At 66.2% G+C, this 19,538-nt stretch carries 12 protein-coding genes, 2 tRNA genes and 3 pseudogenes; 13 read left to right on the top strand and 4 right to left on the bottom strand.

The genetic code is table 11. The features are described 5' to 3' along the window. Positions 1–24: 24 nt before the first annotated feature. The 6 genes from D7318_RS11475 to D7318_RS32780 all read left to right on the top strand — a co-directional run bounded on the left by D7318_RS11475 (position 25) and on the right by D7318_RS32780 (position 6,488). Positions 25–231 (top strand): zf-HC2 domain-containing protein, encoded by a 207-nt coding sequence (locus D7318_RS11475; protein WP_113685496.1) that lies wholly within the window; start codon positions 25–27, stop codon positions 229–231. A gap of 39 nt (positions 232–270) precedes the next feature. Continuing rightward, positions 271–344 (top strand) — tRNA-Thr (locus tag D7318_RS11470). A gap of 318 nt (positions 345–662) precedes the next feature. After that, complete coding sequence (locus D7318_RS11465) at positions 663–1,952, top strand: AAA family ATPase (RefSeq protein WP_120696818.1); 1,290 nt, start codon at positions 663–665, stop codon at positions 1,950–1,952. Further along, a complete protein-coding gene (locus D7318_RS11460) occupies positions 1,952–2,626 on the top strand; it encodes an RloB family protein (RefSeq protein ID WP_120696817.1) in 675 nt (224 codons plus the stop codon). Before D7318_RS11465 ends, D7318_RS11460 begins: the two co-directional genes overlap by 1 nt. A 78-nt stretch (positions 2,627–2,704) precedes the next feature. After that, positions 2,705–5,290 (top strand): type I restriction-modification system subunit M, encoded by a 2,586-nt coding sequence (locus tag D7318_RS11455; protein WP_120696816.1) that lies wholly within the window; start codon positions 2,705–2,707, stop codon positions 5,288–5,290. Between the two features lie 478 nt (positions 5,291–5,768). Beyond that, entirely contained in the window at positions 5,769–6,488 is a 720-nt protein-coding gene (locus D7318_RS32780) for a restriction endonuclease subunit S (protein WP_183091370.1), read from the top strand. Positions 6,489–6,526: 38 nt separating this feature from the next. Here the strand turns inward: D7318_RS32780 and D7318_RS11445 are convergent. After that, positions 6,527–6,980 (bottom strand): annotated as a pseudogene (locus D7318_RS11445) (Scr1 family TA system antitoxin-like transcriptional regulator); the annotation flags it as partial. Positions 6,981–7,315: 335 nt separating this feature from the next. Between D7318_RS11445 and D7318_RS11440 the strand changes: the two are divergent. The 3 genes and pseudogenes from D7318_RS11440 to D7318_RS11425 all read left to right on the top strand — a co-directional run bounded on the left by D7318_RS11440 (position 7,316) and on the right by D7318_RS11425 (position 12,870). Next, positions 7,316–8,125, top strand: a pseudogene (locus D7318_RS11440) (transposase family protein). 402 nt (positions 8,126–8,527) lie between these two features. Next, positions 8,528–12,091, top strand: coding sequence for a type I restriction endonuclease subunit R (locus D7318_RS11430; protein ID WP_120696814.1), 3,564 nt, complete (start codon positions 8,528–8,530; stop codon positions 12,089–12,091). A gap of 5 nt (positions 12,092–12,096) precedes the next feature. Continuing rightward, positions 12,097–12,870 carry a M48 family metallopeptidase gene (locus tag D7318_RS11425; RefSeq protein WP_230423645.1) on the top strand — a complete coding sequence of 258 codons (774 nt, stop codon included), beginning with the start codon at positions 12,097–12,099 and terminating at the stop codon, positions 12,868–12,870. Between the two features lie 133 nt (positions 12,871–13,003). Here the strand turns inward: D7318_RS11425 and D7318_RS11420 are convergent, their stop codons facing one another. From D7318_RS11420 to D7318_RS11405, 3 genes are all read right to left on the bottom strand, one after another. Continuing rightward, the gene (locus D7318_RS11420) at positions 13,004–13,756 is read right to left on the bottom strand and encodes a transposase family protein (RefSeq protein ID WP_120696928.1); all 753 of its coding nucleotides are present in this window, start codon (positions 13,754–13,756) and stop codon (positions 13,004–13,006) included. A 746-nt stretch (positions 13,757–14,502) separates the two neighbouring features. After that, positions 14,503–15,054, bottom strand: a complete 552-nt coding sequence (locus D7318_RS11410; protein ID WP_120696811.1) for a class IV adenylate cyclase — start codon at positions 15,052–15,054, stop codon at positions 14,503–14,505. 24 nt (positions 15,055–15,078) lie between these two features. Continuing rightward, positions 15,079–16,188: a radical SAM protein gene (locus D7318_RS11405; protein WP_120696810.1), complete on the bottom strand. Its 1,110-nt coding sequence runs from the start codon at positions 16,186–16,188 to the stop codon at positions 15,079–15,081. Positions 16,189–16,945: 757 nt separating this feature from the next. Between D7318_RS11405 and D7318_RS11400 the strand changes: the two genes are divergently transcribed. The 4 genes and pseudogenes from D7318_RS11400 to D7318_RS11385 all read left to right on the top strand — a co-directional run bounded on the left by D7318_RS11400 (position 16,946) and on the right by D7318_RS11385 (position 19,450). Next, positions 16,946–18,160 (top strand): helix-turn-helix domain-containing protein, encoded by a 1,215-nt coding sequence (locus tag D7318_RS11400; protein ID WP_120696809.1) that lies wholly within the window; start codon positions 16,946–16,948, stop codon positions 18,158–18,160. A 19-nt stretch (positions 18,161–18,179) separates the two neighbouring features. Beyond that, positions 18,180–18,677, top strand: coding sequence for an NUDIX domain-containing protein (locus tag D7318_RS11395; protein WP_120696927.1), 498 nt, complete (start codon positions 18,180–18,182; stop codon positions 18,675–18,677). Beyond that, positions 18,673–19,130 (top strand): annotated as a pseudogene (locus tag D7318_RS11390) (NUDIX hydrolase). Before D7318_RS11395 ends, D7318_RS11390 begins: the two are co-directional and overlap by 5 nt. A 246-nt stretch (positions 19,131–19,376) precedes the next feature. Further along, positions 19,377–19,450, top strand: a tRNA-Thr gene (locus D7318_RS11385). Positions 19,451–19,538: the final 88 nt, after the last annotated feature.

The following is a 19,538-nucleotide window of genomic DNA, read 5'->3' as shown; positions in this document are numbered from 1 at the left end:
CTGGTGGCCTGCGATGATAACCGCATGCCATGCATCCGCTACCGCACCGCCATATCGGCCCAGACCGAAGGCGACCCACTCCCGGCGGGAGTGACCGAGCAGGAGCTCAGCACCCACCTGACCACGTGCCTCGACTGCCATCGCTGGTCGAAACGCCTGCGCGCCCTCCGCGCGGCGACGGACGACCTGCTCCGCATAAGGCATTCGGGGGCACCCACCAAACCTGTGTAGACTGACGAGCGCTGCGGCCCCCAAGGACCGCAAGCGCCCGCCGCCTTAGCTCAGTCGGCCAGAGCGACGCACTCGTAATGCGTAGGTCAAGGGTTCGATTCCCTTAGGCGGCTCTGTAATGCCCAGGTCATCTACCCTATGACCTGGGTCTTTGCTTGCCCATGTCCTTTAGCGGCTCGCAGCTGCGACGGTACTGAACCTTGTGCGTGAGCGATGCGTGAGCGGTGGAGATGGCGCCAAGGCATAGCGGGTATCGCAGTCCGTGAGGAGCACACCAGCAGTCGGTATGCGGCCGTCCATGAGCTGTTCGACCAAGGCGTTCGCCATGTCGGCGGGCCTGTGTCTCGGGATGATGACAGCGGTGATCGCGTTGAGGGGCCCCAGCTAGGCCGGGCGGCTAGGCTGGCCCTAGTGAACGAAAGGGGGACAGTGTGCTGCTCCGCTTCCGCACCGCGAACGTGCGGTCACTGCGCGACGAGCAAGAGCTGTCCTTCGTCGCCGCCGAGGATGAGCCGGGGACCGCACAGCGTGACGTGCTGCTCGCGGGTGACCGCGCGCTGGCGGTCTTCCCACTCATCGGCATCTTCGGGGCCAACGCCTCCGGCAAGTCGAACGTGCTGGCCGCCCTCGTTGACATGCGCCGGGCCGTCCTGAACTCCTACGCCCGCTGGGCTTCGTACGAGGGCATTCCACGACGCCCCTTCGCACTGGACGCCAAGGAGCAGGCCGAGCCCAGCTTCTTCGAGGCGGACCTCGTCATCGAGGGCGTCCGATGGACCTACGGCTTCGAGCTGGGCCCGGAGCGGGTGATGGCCGAGTGGCTACATGGCTATCCGAAGGGCCGCCGCCAAGTCTGGTTCGACCGCGACGCGACCCGGGGCGAGGAGTACGAATGGCCGGGCACCCGCGTCAAGGACCGCGCCCAGATGGCCCGCCGAACCAGGCCCAACGCGCTGCTGCTGTCCACCGCCGGCACGGACAACCACCCCCAGCTCTCCCCGCTCTTCCACTGGTTCCGGCGCAACTTCTGGCTGATTAACCCCGAGCACGAGCGGGAGCAACGCGAGCAGTTCACCACACGCGAGCTCTCCGGCGGTCGAGCCCACCGCATCAACGAGATGCTGCGCGTGGCGGACTTGGGTATCACCGGCGCCGAAGTCGTCCAAGAGGCCAACGGCAGGTCCACCGTCAGGCTCAGCCACCGGTCGCCCACCGGGGAGGTGTCCTTCGACTGGCGAGACGAGTCCTTCGGCACCCGCTCCTGGTACGCCCTGCTCGGCCCGCTGGCGCTGGCGCTGGACCGGGGCGCGGTGCTGCTCGTCGACGAACTGGACGCCAGCCTGCACCCCCGCTTCGCCGCCGAGGTGATCCGGCTTTTCCACGACTCCGTCGCGAACCCCAGGGGTGCCCAGCTCGCCTTCACCTCGCACGACCCGTCGCTGCTGACAACGCCGAGCGGCGAGCGCCTGCTCGCGCCCGGCCAGGTGTGGCTGACGGAGAAGGACAAGGACGGGGCTACCGAGTTGTATCCGCTGACGGCCGCCGAGCCGGGCGACGACGAGGATCTGATGCGGTCGTACCTGGCCGGGGCCTTCGGCGCCGTTCCCTCGCTGTTGGAGGGACAGATCGCCCGTCGGCTGGGGGCTGTCGGGGACGTTGACCTTGACGAGGACGTGGCTGAGGACGAGGACGACGACGAATTCGAGAGCGAGCTGAGTTGATGGCGCGCACCAAGGGGAGGGAGTCGCCGGGCCGGGCGAAGCCAAAGCGCGACCAGCGTCGTCGGGTGGTCTACGTGTTCACCGAAGGTGAGGTCACCGAACCGGGCTACATCGAAGTCATCCGCGAGAGGGCGGTCTACGCCGACCCGGCAGTCAGGGTCGACGTGCATATCGCGAACGCGTCGGCGCCCACCTCGCAGCGCAAGCCGCTGACCCTGGTCGAGGCGGCGGCACGCCTAATGCGCAGGGAAGCTCGGGAAGCCAAGCGGATGGGTGTGAAGAAAGAGTTCTGGCCGCAGGTGTGGTGCCTGTTCGACCGGGACGAGCACCAGAGCGTCGACACCGCACTCAAGAACGCCAAGGACGCGGACGTCCGTGTCGCCTTCTCGCACCCGTGTTTCGAGGTGTGGCGGTTGCTGCACCACAAGGACGTCACCGGCACGTTCGGCGGAGTGTGCGGCGAGGCGACGAAACGGCTACCGTTCGCCAAGAGCACGGCGAAGATCAAGGCCGTGCTGCCGGAGCAGATCCCCAGGGACAGCTTCACGCATGCGAGGAAGCGGGCGTTGAAGCTGAACGCCGCGCACGGCGATCACCTGCCGAAGTCGCTGCGGGATCCGTACACGGACGTGTACGAGTTCGTTGAGGATGGGCTCGGGATCGCCTCATACTGACGCACAGGCGGGTGGCCGTCAGAAGTAGGGTTCCAGAATCACGCCGTGTTTGCAGGGTTGTAGGGAGTCGGAGTCGCCGTGGCCAAGCTCACGCTCGCGCAGTTGGAGAGGCACCTGTTCGCCGCTGCGGACATCCTCCGGGGCACGATGGACGCCTCCGAGTACAAGGACTATATCTTCGGCCTGCTCTTCCTGAAACGGGCCAACGACGAGTTCGAGGCGGCACGGGAGCGGATCCGCGAGTACGCGACGGGTGAGCTGGGCCTGGATGGGGACCTGCTGAACACCTACCTCGAAGACGTGAACGAGTACCGCAGGCGTGGCGTGCTCTTCGTCCCGAGGAACGCCCGGTGGAAGTGGATCTCGTCGGGCACGCAGAACGTCAACGAGGAGCGGCTGCGCCCCGCCCTCCAGGCGCTGGAAGGCCAGAACGACAAGCTCGACGGCCTCTTCGATCACCTGGACTTCAACCGCATCGGCGGCTCGGGCACGGCGGCCAGCGCCGCGAAGCTCGCCGACCAGCGGCTCAAGCAGCTCATCGCCCACTTCGGGCGCGTTCGCCTGCGGACCGAGGACTTCGAGTTCCCCGACCTGATCGGTGCTGCCTACGAGTACCTGATCAAACAGTTCGCCGACGACGCCGGCCGCAAGGGCGGGGAGTTCTACACCCCGCGTGCCGTGGTCCGGATGATGGTCGAGCTGCTGCGCCCCGAAGCGGGCATGCGGATCTACGACCCGTGCGTCGGCTCGGGCGGAATGCTGATTCACGCCAAGGAATACGTGGAGGAGCACGGCGGAGACACCACGGACATGTTCTTCGCGGGTCAGGACGCCAACAGCGGCTCGTGGATCATGTCCACGATGAACATGGTGCTGCACGGGGTGCACCGCTTCGATTTGAGCACCGGGGACACGCTGAGCGAGCCAGCACACGTGCCGCAAGGCGACAAGGAGCGTTACGACGGCATTCTCAGCAACCCGCCGTTCTCTATGGACTACGTGCTGAGTGACCTGGCGTACAGCGGTCAACGGGCGGCCTACGGTTCGACGAGCGAACGCGGCAAGGCCGACCTGATGTTCCTCCAGCACATGCTGTGGATGGCCAAGCGGGAGGGGCGGCGCGGGACAGTCATCACCGTCATGCCGCACGGCGTGCTGTTCCGGGGCGGAGGCGAGCAGGAGATCCGCACCAAGCTGCTGGACGAGGGAATCATCGATGCGGTCATCGGGCTCGCGCCGAATCTGTTCTACGGCACGGGCATTCCCGCGTGCATTTTGGTGCTACGCCCGCCGGAGAAGAAGGAGAGAGATCAGAAGTCGGTGTACAAGGTGCTGTTCATCAACGCCGATCGCGAGTATCACGCTGAGCGAGCGCAGAACGTGCTGCTGCCCGAACACGCCGAGAAGATTGTCAGTGCCTTCCACCGGCGCGAGGAGGTGCCGGGCTTCTCGCGGCTCGTCACCCGGGAGGAGCTGCGGGAGAACGGCGACAACCTCAACATCCGGCGGTACGTGGACAACACCCCGCCGCCCGAGCCGCAGGACGTGCGGGCGCATTTGGTGGGCGGTATGCCGCGCTCGGAGATCGAGGCGAAGAAGGAACTGCTGGACGCGTACGGGGTGCGGGTGACCGACCTGTTCGCGGAACGGGACCCCGTGGACCCGGAATACGTGGACTTCCTCCCGGAGGGGCAACGGCCGGACGCGGCGCGGCTGGCGGAGCTGGTCCGGCCGAGGGAAGAGGCGTTGCGGGCGGCGTTCGGTGCGTGGTGGGAGTCGGAGGCATGTCACTTGGAGGCGGTGGCGGCGACGCCGGAACGGCTTGAGCGGCTGACGGCCGGGGAGCGCAAGGCGGAGCTGATGGCGGTGCGCGGCGAGCTGATCCAGTCGTTCACGGAACGGCTGGGGCGAGTGGGGCTGATCGACCGCTTCGCGCTGGCGGGCGCGGTGGCCGGGTGGTGGCACGACGCGAAGTACGAGCTGCTGACGCTGTCGGAGAACGGCTTCGCGGGCGTCGTGGACGGGTGGGTCGAGAACGTGGACACGATGCTCCGGCCGGACCATGACCCGAAGACGAGGAAGACGCGGAACCGGAGCGGCGCGGAGCGGCGGCAGGCGTACGCGCACAAGGTGGTCGCGGCGATTGCCCCCGAGTTTTTGCGGGAGTTGGCGGAGACGGACGCGCGGAAGGCTGAGCTGGACGCGCGCTGGGCTGAGCTCAACACGGAGCGAGAGCCGTTCGATGACGGTGAAGAGTACGTCGAGGACGTTGCTGCACAGGCGAAGCGGCTGGCGGAACTGGCCCGAGTGAAGAAGGAACGAACGAAGGCTGCTACAGCGATCAAGCGCTTGGAAGCGGAGTTCTGGGCACCTTGCGGGCCGCGCGACCAGCAGAGGCTGGATAAGAAACCGCCAAGGCTGTTCGAGGCGCGGGCGGAGTTGAGGCAGAAGCCAGCGAAGGAGCGCCAGGTTGTGCTGAAGCTGTTGCGCGATGATTTGGCACAGAAGCTCGACGGGCATGTTGTACTGCATCTCCGGGAGTTGGTGAAGGCGTATGGGGTGTGGGAGGAGAAGTACGCAGTATCGCTGCGGGACGTCAGGCGTTGGCGTGACGAATCCGCTGCCCGCCTAGAATATTTTCTGGAGAAGCTCGGGGATGAATGAGATTCCAGTCTGGCCTCGTGTTCTCTTGGGGGATATCTTTTCATTGGGGAGAAGGACGGTCTTCCCTGCTTCTTCTCCGCAATCCTCGTTCATTCATCACAGTCTACCGAGCTTCGATCAGGTAGGCGGCCCCCGTGAACAACTCGGAGTGGAGATTCAGAGCAACAAATTCGTAATCGACAGGCCTTGTGTGCTTGTTTCTAAACTCAACCCTAGGATTCCTCGAGTAGAGGCCGTAGAAGCGCCAAGGGGTGATGGGAGCGAGGTTGCCTCTACCGAATACATGGTTTTTACCCCGAAGGGTGATTTCGGATGGAGGATTCATATCCCATTTTACGCGGCTCTTTTTATGAGCAGGTCCTTCTGTTCGCGCCTGGTGGCTGTTGCGACTGGAACGACCGGAAGTCATACTCGCGTTTCTCCTAGTGAGATTCTTGGCTGGAGGGTTATTCGGCCCCCGTTTGAAGACCAGCGAAAAATGGCCGAGATGATCAGGGTCCTCGCTAGGCAGGAGCGTTCGATCGAAGCGTCGATCGACAAGCTTCGTAAGCTGCGGCAAGGTATTTTGTTGACCGTCATGGGCTCGCTCGGTGGCGGGAAGCTCCCAGCTGGGTGGGGGCGGGTAGCTCTCAATGAAGTGGTGCCACAGGTCGAGTACGGGATTTCCGAGGCTCTAGACAATGATCCCCATGGAATTCCAGTCCTACGTATGAACAATCTCCACGATGGTAGGCCGCTGCTAGACGAGTTGAGGTACTGCTCTACGCCCGTGCCCAATCGACTTGAGATGAAGCATGGAGATGTTCTGTTTAATAGAACAAACAGCATCGACCACGTTGGAAAGGCTGGTCTGTGGCGCGGGGAAATCCCTCGGGCTACATTTGCTTCCTATCTGGTGCGCGTGAATCCCGACCCAACTCGCTTGATGCCCGAATACCTTGTTGAGTGGCTGATGCATCCGCTGATCCGTCAGCGGGTGCGATCGATTTCAACCGTTGCTGTCCAGCAGGTGAACGTCAATCCGACTCGGCTGTGTGAGCTAGAGATTGAAATGCCGCTCGATCTGGCGGGGCAGCAGCGGATTGTCGATGCGTTGCATTCGTGTGATGAGCAAATTCAGAAAGAGCGAGCAGAGTTGGACAAGCTGCGTGCAATGAAGGTGGGGCTCGTCGATGATCTTATGGGCGAGGCTGCCTGATTGCGGTAGGCGGGTGATGCAGGTGTGGACCGGCCGTTCTCCAGCAGCGCGCACACGACGGGGGTCACCGGCTCGTCGAGGATCTTCCTGCGGTCGGGGCGTGCGACGGCGAGCTTTGTCTCGCTCATTTTCGGTCTTCGGCGGGAAGGCGGAGTTGTAGACAGCGCGCATGTAGGTCTCGGTCTGGAGGATGCCGGGGAAGTACGACAGCGCGTACTCACGAATCATCGGGGCTTGCGGTTCGAGGTGGCGGGCCGCCTCGAAGTAGTCGGCGACCTCGCCCTCACGCTTCAGCAGGAAGCTGGTCAGCACGTCCCCCGTCCCCAGCGCCGCATCCAGTCGGCGGGCGTCGTCCGGTGACGGCGTACGTCATCCCGCCTCGATGTGGGAGATGTGGGAGCGGGTTATGATCGCCCGGTCGGCGAGTTCCTGCGGGGTGAGCCCGGCCGCCTCCCGCTGAGTCTTCAACCATTCCCCATAGGTGTCGCTCACTGTCCGCCTCTCCCTGCGACGAAACCCCTGTCACCTGCGACTCTCTGGCGAGCCTAGGTCCATTTGTCTCAGGCTGTGAGGTGTTCGCTACAGAGCGAGGGTTGTGAGGGAGCGCGATCCGTGCGCCCGGCGCGAAGCGCCAACCTTCGGAGCTAAACAGAGGGATGAGGAACGTGATCAATGAGATTCTCTCAGCGAAATGATCTACGCGACGCGGGGCGAACTTCACCTGGCGTGATGGATCGGGCAGGGCATCCCTGCTGTCGCGTAGACGTGAAGCCTCTGATAGGACGGCTCTCTCTCACCAGATCGTCCGCTGATTCAGAGGCTTCACGTTGGTCACCTATGTTGCCACGCTCGACGTCCCGCGCTATGTGGTGGAGTACCTGTCCCGGCTGCTGGCCGCGTACCGCCGCCGGATCGGCACACCGAAAGGCTCGCGAGTGCTGGGCCCCTTCCGTCAGGCCGTGCTGATCCTGCGCTGGTTCCGCGAGGCCGGGTGTGTGCACTGCCTGGCCCGGGACGCCGGGATCTCCCAGGCCATGGGCTACCGCTACCTGCACGAAGGAATCGACATTCTGGCCATCCAGGCCCCTAACCTGCACGAGGTGCTGGATTACTGCCGGCGGGAGGGGATGACGCACGTGATTTTGGACGGCACCCTGGTCGCCTCCGATCGCGTAGCAGGCGCCCGGGACAACGGCAATGACCTGTGGTTCAGCAAGAAGCACAAGGCGTTCGGCGGCAACGCGCAGTTCCTGTCCGCCCCGGACGACACCCCGCTGTGGGTCTCCCAGGCCGAGCCGGGCTCCACACCGGACATCACGGCCGTGCGGATCCATGCACTTCCCGCGCTGTGCCAGGCCGCGGCCAGCGGGCTGCCGACGCTGGCGGACAAGGGCTACATCGGCGCGGGCATCGGCATCCGCATCCCCATCCGCCGCCCGAAAGGCCAGTCCGAACAGGCGCTGTGCGCCGACACCCGCAGCGTCAACGCCTTGATCCGGCACGTCCGCGCCGTGGGCGAACGCACAGCCGCCGAGCTCAAGCAACGCTAGCGCACGCTGAAGCACGTCACCCTCAGCCCCAACCGCGTCGGCGACATCGCACAAGCCGCCCTCGCCCTCAACAAACAATGGAAATGACCGCCGCTGAGAAAACCTCAGTGACCACCGGGGGCCGCTGCGGCTTCTCCCGCGGAGCGACTCCTACGGCCAGGCAGTGCTTCCTCGTAGGGGACGGCACGGGACACGTCTTGCGCTCGCGGACGAGGCGGAGCGGACGCAGCTCGACATGGCGGCCAAGTTGCTCGACCGCGCCGTGGACATGATGGACGACCCCACGGTCAAACCGGAACAGCTCGGGTTCCTGATCACCTGCCTGGTCACGGCGCTGCGCGACGTGCACCGGATCGCCGCGAGCCGGGGTGAGCGTCTCGCCGCTGGCGGCGACTATGACCAACTGACGGTCTGTCGGCCGCCTAACTCCTCGCCCTGGGCGCAGAATAGATCACCTGCGCACACGCGAGCGAGAAGGGGACGCGGGGCATGGTGCTTCAGGTCGAGCGGGACGAGGTCGAGCGGCCGATCGTCGCACAGTTGGTGGCGATGGGGTGGACGCACGTCCCAGGGAAGGTTGCCGGCACGCTCGACACCGCGACACCTCTGCTCACCGACCGGCTGGACCCCGCCCTCCGCCGCATCAACCCGTGGATGGGCAACTCCGACGTACGGCGCGCCATCGCGGAGCTGGCGAACGTCCCCCTTGGGCAGGGCGTTGCCCGAGCCAACTTCGACGCCACCGACCTGCTGCTGAGCGGCTGCATCCTCCCCAACCCCTCCGCCGGGCACGGCGGGCCGTCCGCCGTCGTGCAGTACGTCAGGTGGCACGAGGAAGAGGCGACGACTGTCAACGACTTCACCGTCGTGGACCAGCTCAGGATCCGGGATCATGCGGGCAAGGTGTCCATACTCGACATCGTCCTGTTCGTCAACGGCATCCCGCTCGTCGTCGTCGAGTGCAAGAGCCCCGACCTCGCTGATCCACTCCACGACGCGGTGGTGGACCTGCGGCACTACGCCGGGGACCCGCTGCGCGACGAGGAGGCCAGCGAGCCGGCACAGGCAGCCGGCGCTCCAGAGCTGTTCCGGACCGTGCAGTTGCTGGTCGCCGCGACCGCCGAGACGGCGTACCTCGGAACGATCACCGCCACGCCCGACCACTACCACCCGTGGCGCAGCATCGAGCCCGAGACCGAGCGCGGCCTGCGCTCCGAGCTGCCGCCGCACGTCGCACGCCTCAACGAGCGGCACAAGCTCATTGGGGTGGTGCTGCGGCCCGCCGCGCTGCTGACCATCGTCCGGCACTACGTCATCCCGCTACCCATCGAGACCGAGTCCGGCGGCACCCGCACCATCATGGCCGTGGCCCGGCACCAGCAGTACCGGGCCACGGAGAAGGCGCTGCGCCGCCTCCTCACCGGTAGGCAGCGCGGCGACGCCGTGCCCGAGGACGAGCGGGGCGGCATCGTCTGGCACACGCAGGGCTCCGGCAAGAGCCTGACGATGACGTTCCTCGTCCGCCGGATTCACCTGCACCACCAGCTCAGTGAGTTCATGGTGGTCATCGTCACCGACCGCACCCAGTTGCAGAAGCAACTGGAGGCGACGCTGAAGCTCAGCGAGTCCGAAGTGGTGACGGCCAAGCGGCAGGCCCAGATGGAGGCGCTGCTGCGCGACGGTGGACGGCGGGTCGTCTTCGGGATGATCCAGAAGTACGGGGCGGGCGGCGGGGTCGCCTTCGCCGGGGAGACGGAGAGCGAGGCGGACGACCGGGACCTGGCGCGTGAGTACCGGGACGCGGTGCGGACGAGGATGCGCGGTGCCACGGAGGCCGAGGAGCAGCCGCCCGTGCCGAGGTTCCCTGAGTGCAACACCTCGCCGGACATCGTGGTGTTCGTCGACGAGGCCCACCGCTCGCACACGAACGTCCTGCACGCCGCGTTGCGCAAGGCCATGCCCAGCGCGGCAAAGATCGGGTTCACCGGCACGCCCATCATGACCGGCAAGGAGGAGGACACCCGCCGGATCTTCGGTGGCGGGCCGGACGGGGCGTTCATCGACACCTACCGGATGGCGGAGGCCGAACGCGATGGCGTCGTCGTCCGCATCCGGTACGAGGGCCGCACGGGCGAGGGCAAGGTCTTCGACAAGGACGGCCTGGACCGGCGGTTCGAGGACCTGGTCCGCGACCGCACGCGCGAGGAGCGGGCCGCCCTGCTGCGCCGCTGGCCCACCGAGCGTGACGTCGCCGAGTCCGAGCCGATGATCCGCGCCAAGGCCGAGGACATCCTGGAGCATTTCGTGACGACCGTGTTGCCGGGTGGTTACAAGGCGCAGGTGGCGGCGGTCAGCCGCAGGGCCGCCGTCGCCTACCGCCGCGCCCTGCTGCGGGCCCGGGACCAGTTGCTGGCGGAGCTGGCGGACTTCGACCCGGAGTCAGTTGCTGGAACGCCGCGGGAGCGGCTGCCCCGGCGACAGCGCTACCTGTACGAGGCGTACCTGAACCGGGCGCTGCTGCGCCGCATGGAGTTCGTGCCGGTCTTCTCCCAGACGCAGAAGGACGGTAAGGGCTCCCCGCTGCTGACGTGGACGGACGCCGGTCGGCAGGAGGCGTACATCCGGCGCTTTCACCAGCCGTTCCCGCAGCTGGACGAGGAGCACGAGTGGGTGGCGAGCAGCAGTTTCGGAGGCGATGACCCGGACGGTGCGGACGGCGAGGCCGATCATCCCTGGTCCGAGTCGCCCGAGGGGGCGGAAGAGTCTCGGGCGGACGAGGGCAGGAAGTCGCCCAGGCCCGATCCCGTCCATCCCGACAGCCCCATCGCTTTCGTGATTGTGATGTCCATGCTGCTGACGGGATTCGACGCCCCGCGCGAGCAGGTCCTCTACCTTGACCGGCCGATCCGGGACGCCGAGCTGCTACAGGCCGTCGCCCGCGTGAACCGGCCCATGCCCGGCAAGGGGGTCGGCTACGTCGTGGACTACTACGGCGTCTTCGAGAACCTGTCGGACGCGTTGGCCGACTACGCCCAGGATGATATCGACGACACAATGCGCGGCATGGCGGACGAGATCGAGGCTCTCGCGCCGGCTGCCGAGCAGGTGCGGGCGTTCCTGCGGGAGCATGGCGTGACCGACGCGGACGTGGATGACCTGTCCCGGTTGGGGAGCGCCGCGCTGGTCTTCGAGGATGATGCGGCAGCGCGGGTTGGGTTCGACGAGGTGCTGCAGCGCTTCCTCGACGCGCTGGAGCGGGTGCTGCCGCACGAGCACGGCCTGGACTTCATCGCCGACGCCCGCCGCTGGAGCCTGCTGCAGAAGCGCGTCCGGCACTTGCTGCGGGACACAGCGGGCGGTGCGTTCACGCTGCGCCGCTACGGGCGCAAGGTCAGGGAACTGATCCGGGACCACCTGGAGGCGCCGGAGATCAAACAGGTCATCGCCCCGGTGTCGCTCCTGTCGCTCGACTTCGACGACCGGGTGCGCACCATGCCGCCACGCGAGGCTGCCGCCGAGATGGAGCACGCAATCCGCTTCCACCTGGAGGAACGGGTCAGGCAGGAGGACCCGGAGCGTTACGCGCGGCTGTCGGAGCGGCTGGCGGAGATACTGCGGGAGATGCCGGGGCGCTTCGAGGATCAGGTGCGGGTGTTTGGACCGGTGATCGAGCAGTTGCGGCAGGACGAAGAGGACGAGGAGGACCCGGAGCTCGTGGGGCTCAGCCTGCTGGAGCGGCGGACGTACCGCTATCTGAGGCAGCTCCTCGACCAGGCGCCCGAGGTGACGTGGCGGGCTGACCTCGATGACCTGCCGCTGCTGGTCCCGATGGTGTGCGAGAAGGCGGCGAGGGTCATGGGCAAGGCTTCGTACCAGGGCCAGAGCCAGGATCTCAACGCCGTGGCGAGCATCATCCAGGCCGAGCTGCTCAAGGGCGGCCTCGTGCCCACCAACTCGGCCGGCTGGCCAGAATTGGGCAACATCGCGCAGTCGCTCGCCAGCTTCGCGAACAGTAGCCGAGGGCGGTTTCTCCAGTGGGCCCGGGGAGAATAGCCGGCGTGGTGACGGTGCCCGAGCTCGCGGAGGGCGATCGGCTCACGGTCGACGGGGTGGACCTGCGGGTGCGGGTCAGTGCCCGTCGCAGGCGGTTCGCGCTGACCATCGAGCCGGATGCCACGGTAACGTTGCACGTGCCCGATGGCCGTCCGGCGCCCGACGCCGAGGAGTTCGTCCGCGCACACCGGACCTGGCTGGTGACCAAGCGCGCGATACGGGAGCGGACGCGGCCGGTGAATCCGGCCAAGCGGCTGGTGGAGGGGGAAGTCTTCCGCTACCTCGGGCGTACCTACCGGCTCACCGTCGCGGACGACGTCCCGTCGGCAGGCCGGGTTCGGCTGGTCGCCGGTCGGCTGGTCATGAGCCGGAGGGCGGCGGCCGATCCGGCGCGGGGGCGCGAGGCGTTGGTCGACTGGTACAGCAGGGTGGGGTACGCGTGGTCGGTTGGGCGGCTTCAACCCTGGGCGGCACGGATGTCGGCTGCCGAGCCCGCGCTGGAGGTGCGTGACCTGGGCGGGCGTTGGGGAACGTATGAGCCTGGAACAGGGGATCGCGGGGTGGGCCTGATGTGCCTGGGGTGGCCGCTCTTCCAGCTGCCGATGCGCCTAGTCGACTACGTCATCGCCCACGAGCTCGCCCACGTGCGGATTCCTGGACACCGCGGGGACTTCTGGCGGTTGCTACGCCGGGCCTTGCCCGAGTACGTGGCATGCCGTGCAGAGCTCGATGAACTCGGTCGGCGCCTGTGGATGGGGGAGATTTGGTGGGGGGGTTGATGGGCTGTGAGTGTCGTCGCCAGCCGGGGCGCACCATGGCGTTGACCGGGAGTGCCTCGTGCTGACGCGTTGTTTAACTTTGTAGGACTCGTTGGCCGTTTTACAGGGGAGAGAGAGTGAGCTTTTTCCAACTTCACTCTGAGCTGGCCAGGTGGAGGGTGACGATGGCCTTGACCAGGTCGGTAATGCGGGTCGTGCTGCAGCGGAGTTTGCGCAGAAGCCGCCGGGTCTTGAGGGTGGCCATGGCCTGTTCGCCGAGGGCGCGGATCTGGGCGTGAGAGCGGTTGACGGCCTGCTGGCCTGCGGAGAGTTTCTCCCAGCGTCCGCGGTAGGGCACCCGTATCGTGCCGCCGGCGCCTTGGTAACCCTTGTCGGCCCAGCAGGAGATGCGGGCATCGGCCAGGGCGTCGATGATGCCGTGGGTGCAGGCCGCGCGGATGTCGTGGACCGCTCCGGGAAGTGCGGCCGAGGCCCACAGCAGTCGTCCGAAAGGGTCAGCGATGACCTGCACGTTCATCCCGTGCTTCCGGTGTTTCCCGGAGTAGTAGGGACGGTCGGCGGTAATCCGGTCGATCGGCAGCAGGGTGCCGTCAAGGATCACGAAGGCGTCGGTGGCCGCCGCGCGTGTGGCAGTGGCCAGACTGGGGGCGAGAGCTGCGAGGTCAGCGACGGCTTCGGTCACGTACCGGTAGACCGTGGCGATCCCGACGCCGAAACCGACAGCGAGCTGCGCGTAGGTGTGGCCGCACCTCAGGTGGGCCAGGACCAGCAGCACCTGTCTGCCAGGCGAAAGCCGCCGCCAGCGCGAGCCAATCGCCCTGCGGCGTGCGGCGAGGTAGCGCAGGTGCGAACTGGACAGGTCGATCGCAGCCGGGTAGACAAGCACGACGAAGCTCCTGGTCGAGCGAGTGATCTTGGTCGTGAGCTCCTCTACCAGGAGCTTCGCTACGCGCCGCCACCGGGACGGCACACGTCAACCGCCCGTGAGCATCAGCGGGTTGGAAAGGGCTCAGTGGTCGTTCCCACCTTTCAGGAACTCATGGCCCTCCCTGTGACCAAAAGATCACCACTGTCGTCAGCAGTGCGATGCCGACGATTGTTAACCGCCGGTTCCGCCTGCGTCGCCATCCATGCCGCCGCGCCATCAGCTTCATCCCCCTTCGATTTCGTCACCGGCACCAAGCGTGGACGACAAGCCACTCAGCGCGAAAGAGGCCCTGACCGCTGCACTCCCAGCTCCGTCTCAATGACACGCCGCGAGTAGCGACGTCACCTTCGCCGCCGGGTTCGCCCCCACCGCTGTTGTCTGCCCCGCCGATGCGTATTGTCCAGCGGACCAACTCCGACAACCGCCCCCGCTCAGCCAGACGCATCACCGGAACCAGACCGGCATGCACGACCAGGTTCACGTCATCAAACACTGCGGACACCGCACGCGGCGGCATGGAACATCCCGGAGATGCACCTCCGAACTGGTCGGGTCAATCCTTGAGAACTCCTATTCTCCCAGGTCAGAGCATCTCCACTTTCATGTCCAGACACTGGGCCAGCCGCCACCCGGTGAATCTCGGCTAAGCGGACGCTGCCCGCAGATGGACTGCGGGCAGCGTTCTCACTAGCTCCGAGACAGTCTCACTGCTCCGAGAAGAGCAGCGTTGGCTCGGCGAGGATGTCGCGGTTCGCCTCGCTCTTGTAGATCAGATCGATGCTGCCGAATCGCGCTTCGGTGTAGTCCAGGCCGAGGTTCGCGACGGCCGCTCGGACAGCTTCTTCGGACGGCCCTTCGACTTCCAGGAACGTAGGCAGGTCGGGCCAGGTGTCGAAGTCGTAAGTGATGCCGCCGATTTGCCATTCCTCTCGGTAGTTCTGCTGGTAGCGCACCTGCCGGAGGCCGACCGCCTTCAGGAGTTCGGCTGTCTTCTCCAGGTCGCTGACCTCGATTTCGATCTCTGTGGTCCCGCCGATGTGGGTGGCGTCGCTGACCTGCTTCAGGGTGAGTGTGGTCTTGCCGCCCTCATCCCTCAGACGCAGCCACTGTTCGCCCTGAACGGCGTCGTTCTCGAAGATCAGGCGAGTGAACATGGACTTGGGGAAGACCTGTTTCGCGCCAGCGTTGCGGATCTTGCCCCGCAGCATCTCCACGTCGATCGCAAGGAACTTGGCTTCGTACTCGTGTTCCGCCATCACTTTTCCTCGGTAGGAACGGTGTTACTCGTGCAGGTCGTAGAATTCCCGGTCCCGCAGTTTCTTGATCTCGTCGCACAGTCCGCTGCGGACGAATTCCTCCACAGGCAGACACAGGTCCATGCGCTGAATGCAGACGCCGACGTAGAAGGTTCCTGCGGGGTCGCGGTAGAGACGCACCCCGTAGTACCCCTCCTGACAGTCGGTGTCGTTGTTGAATCGGCACCCGGTGCAGGTCTCGGGCAGTCGAAGTGGGCGGATGTGCTTGACCAAGAGCGCGCGCCCGTTCGGCAGCCGGTAGGAGACGCGAAAGCCCGAGGTGCCAGCGATGAGGTGCACCTCGTAAGGCTCCGCCTCGAGTTCCGTCAGCACGGTGTCGATGGCGTCAAGCGACTCCTCGCCGTCTGCCAGCGACGACAGGACGCGGACCGACAGGTGCGGCGAGTACCGGTCCAGAAGCCGGTGAACGCGCCCGACGTGTGAACGGTCGGGAAGCACGACGTTCGCCCGCGTCCTCAGGCCCAAGTCCAGCGCCACACGGATCGATTCATCCAACGCCTTGATCTTAGCGGCAGCCAGCTTGCCCCTGCGGAACTTCTCGTTCTGCACCTCGGCCAGCTCGCCCGGATCGGTGCCGAAGATCGAGAAGTTGACGCGCTGGAGTCCGGCCTGCACACAGCCCGGGAGGATGCGGGCGCCGTTCTCCCCGTTGGACGTGACGCTGACCCGGTAGCCGCTGTTGCCGGCCAGCGCTACGACGCTGGCCAGCTTCGGGTGCATGGTGGGCTCGCCGCCCGTGAGGTGCACCTCTGTGAAGCCCATCGCTTCCTGCAGCTGTTCGAGGGCGACGCGGAAGCTCTCCGTGGCGTTGATGGGTGCCGCGATGAAGCGCGCGCCGTTCGAGGAGAGGTAGATGGACACCCGACCGGACGGGCCAGCGGTCTTGAATGCCCCGGTCGGAGCGCCCGTGGCCAGCCGCGCGCGGTTGTCCGCACTGACTGGTGTCCCCTCGTTGTGGCAGAACGTGCAGGTCATGCCGCACGCGTCGATGACCTTGACGCGTAAGGTCCGGTCCACCGTGATGCGGACCGGGACAGCACTGCCGAGGCCCTGTAAGGCTCGGTGCTGAATCACGGTGACGCTCACTCCTTCGTAAGAGGGCTGTCGAATGAGACCGCCCCTGCCGGGTGCCAGGGGAGCTCCCAGTGGCCAACTGGATGCACACCTCGGCAGGGCGGGAAGCCGACGCCAGAGCGGACTCGGGTGGTAGCCCAGCGTCTGGCGTCGGCGGCTGTAGGCCGAGCGGCTGCCCCGGCACGCTGATGCGGCGCCGCGCAGCAGCGGGTGGAAGTCCGTTCGGGGCCGGGCTGGGGCCCTATCGGCGGTGGAGCGCTTCACGGCTGCTCGTCGGCGTTGATGGGACGGAGGTCATCGATGCGCGGCGTCCACTCCCGGCCGCCACCGACAGGGCGGAGCCACGCGTGGGTGGGAGCCGCCGAGACGGGATAAGGCCAGTCCTGCACTTTGCCCCTCCGACCGGTTCGGGTATCCAGGACGAGGGCCCCAGCGCTCAGCCAGTCGGGAGCCGGTGCGGTATCGGCCGTATTGGTACCCTCGCGACATCGGTCGGCGCCCGGTGCGGTGGATACCTGGTGGTGCTGCGCGCCTCTCTCCACTATCGGAACCTCCAGCGATTGTTGGCCGTAGGTGGTGGCCCGTCCGCGCGTGCGAGAGGAACGGGCCACCTGGACCGCCCGGTAGTGGGGCCTATGCATCGCCCCGGACGGCGTTCTCGGGCTGATGCGACGGTAGGCAAGACCCTCTGCGGCACCCCGGAAAAACCTTCCGGGGTCCTTTCGGACCATGAGGTGATGCTCGGAGCATGCGAGGGATGACGGAGAACTTGACCATCGGCGAGCGCGTCGCCTGGTACCGGCGTCGACGCGGGCTGTCTCAGGAGGTACTGGCAGGCCTCGTCGGACGCACCACGGACTGGCTGAGCAAGGCGGAGAACAACCGGATCGAGCTTGACCGCCTCTCCGTCATCACGGCGCTGGCCGACGCCCTCGACGTATCTCTCGGTGACCTGCTCGCCGAGCCGACCCTCATGGAGTGGTCGAGCGACAGCGGTCACCGTACGGTTCCGGCGCTGCGTGAGGCACTTATGGACTACAGGCAGCTCACACCTCTCCTCGGGTCTCGTCCCGAGGGTGAGCCGCCCGCACTGCCGGAGCTGCGAGCGAATGTCGCCGAGGTCTTCGATGCCTACCAAGGATCGCGTTACGGCTTCGCAACACGACGTCTTCCCTTTTTGTTGGCAGACGCATCAATTGCGGCCCGCATGTATTCAGGGCGCGAGCGGGAGGAGGCTCACGCCCTGCTCGCTCTGACCTACCAGGGCGCGGCCATGGTGCTTGGGAAGGTCGGAGAGATGGAGCTGGCGTGGATCGCGGCCGACCGTGGGCTGGCGGCGGCGCAGCAGAGCGGACGGAGTGTGGTCACGGGCTCGCTTTTCCGCTCGGTGACGCACTGCCTGCTCTCCACCGGACGGTTTCCGGCAGCGGTGCAGCTGGTGAACGATGCGGCGGGCGTCATGCAAGAGGAGTTGGGCGATGCTTCCGCCCAATACCTCTCGGTGTACGGGATGCTCTTCCTCGCCGGGGCCATGGCCGCGGCACGAGCGGAGGACCGGGTGACGACGCGGACCTTCCTCCAGGAGGCGGACGAGGCCGCCCGGCGGCTCGGGGCCGACGCCAACCACATGTGGACCGCCTTTGGACCGACCAACGTGGCCATCCACCGTGTTGCGACGGCTGGGGAACTCGGCGACATACAGGTCGCTATCGATCTCGGGCTGCGGATCGATACCCACGCACTGCCGGTGGAACGTCGCGTACGGCACAGCATCGAAGTCGCTCGCGCACTGAGCGCCTGGAACCGTACCGATGAAGCCTTGGCGAAGCTGCTGGAAGCTGAGAGGGACGCCCCCGAGCAGGTCCGTCACCATTACGTGAGCCGCGAGCTGGTCATCGGTTGGGTCCGCGGCACTCGGGGACGGCCATCACAATCTGTTGCGGGTCTGGCCCGGAGGCTTCGCGTCGTCTGAAGTGGCTAGAGTCCACGGTGTGAGCGATAACGAGCATGAAGCCAAGATGGCGCATCCACGCATGGCGGCGGGCTCGCTCTTCTTTGACGACGCCGACCGGGTTCTGCTCGTCGAGCCGTGGTACAAGGACTATCTCGACATCCCCGGCGGGTATGTCGAGCGTGGCGAGTCGCCACTGCAGGCATGCGTGCGCGAGGTTCACGAGGAACTGGGCATCACGCCCCTCATTGGCCGGCTGCTGGTCGTGGACTGGGCACCGAACCCGGGAGAGGGCGACAAGGTCCTCTACCTCTTCGACGGCGGGGTCCTGAGCGCCAGAGACCGCGAGCGGATCGAGCTCCAGGCGGAAGAGCTTCAGGGCTACCGCTTCCACGACACAGAACGGGTACCAGAGCTCACCATCCCGCGCCTCGCTCGCCGGATCACCGCTGGCATCGAGGCTCGGGCGAGCGGACGGGTCGCCTACTTGGAACATGGCAACTCGCCAGAACAGGTGACCGCACGCGGGCAGGATTGAGTACTACAACGACCCCAATGCACCACAGGCGAACACGCTCATTCCGGCCAGCAATCTGCTCTCGTCGACGCAGGCGGGGCCATCTTGCTTCAGCGTCGACGCGACACGGGCCAGTGGGCCCTGCCTGGCGGCGCCCAGGACATCGGGGAGACGGCCGTACAGTGCGCGGTGCGCGAGTGCCTGGAGGAGACCGGCATCGTCGCCGAGATCACCGGCTTCCTGGGCGTCTACACCAACCCTCACCACATCGTTGCTTACACGGACGGCGAGATCCGCCAGCAGTATGAGACCACCTACATCGGCCGCCCGGTCGGGGGCGAGCCCACCGTCAACGACGAGGCTGACGACGTCCGCTTCGTCCAGCCGGCTGACCTCGACCAGTACGACATCCACCCCAGCATGCGCCAGCAGATCGGCGACTACCTCGTTGGCAGCTACCCCCACCTGGACTGAGCGGCCAGCGCGCCTTCCCCCTCGCTCCTCCGAAGGGAGAGTCCCCGACCAGGGCTGGCGGGTGAACAGCCAAACGAGCGAGAAGGCCGCCGGTCAAAACCCTTCTGGCGTGAGCGTGGCGTGAGCGGACGCCTCTGGATGAACCTCTCCGAAGCTCACTGAGCTGGATGAACCGAGACTGCCTACTGGGCGCGCCCGAGGCTGTATTCCCTGGTCAGGGGGCGTTCTTGCTGGTAGACGCATTGTGCCGCCTTAGCTCAGTCGGCCAGAGCGACGCACTCGTAATGCGTAGGTCAAGGGTTCGATTCCCTTAGGCGGCTCTGCGAACCCCAGGTCAGATCTCTCTGGCCTGGGGTTTTGTGTATCTGTGGCATGCAGGCTTAGCGGGTGCGACGCGGCGAAGCCATG

This window comes from Streptomyces radicis (genome assembly GCF_003626575.1).
Taxonomy (GTDB): domain Bacteria; phylum Actinomycetota; class Actinomycetes; order Streptomycetales; family Streptomycetaceae; genus Streptomyces; species Streptomyces radicis.
Note: the sequence above shows the minus strand (reverse complement) of the source record. Positions and strands in the feature narration are given on the sequence as shown.

Bases quoted from the DNA above. Each gene is read 5' to 3' on its own strand.
- D7318_RS11460 (WP_120696817.1), top strand. From the start codon at position 1,952: ATGGCGCGCACCAAGGGGAGGGAGTCGCCGGGCCGGGCGAAGCCAAAG.
- D7318_RS11430 (WP_120696814.1), top strand. From the start codon at position 8,528: ATGGTGCTTCAGGTCGAGCGGGACGAGGTCGAGCGGCCGATCGTCGCA.
- D7318_RS11400 (WP_120696809.1), top strand. From the start codon at position 16,946: ATGACGGAGAACTTGACCATCGGCGAGCGCGTCGCCTGGTACCGGCGT.
- D7318_RS32780 (WP_183091370.1), top strand. From the start codon at position 5,769: ATGGCCGAGATGATCAGGGTCCTCGCTAGGCAGGAGCGTTCGATCGAA.
- D7318_RS11475 (WP_113685496.1), top strand. From the start codon at position 25: ATGCCATGCATCCGCTACCGCACCGCCATATCGGCCCAGACCGAAGGC.
- D7318_RS11410 (WP_120696811.1), bottom strand. From the start codon at position 15,054: ATGGCGGAACACGAGTACGAAGCCAAGTTCCTTGCGATCGACGTGGAG.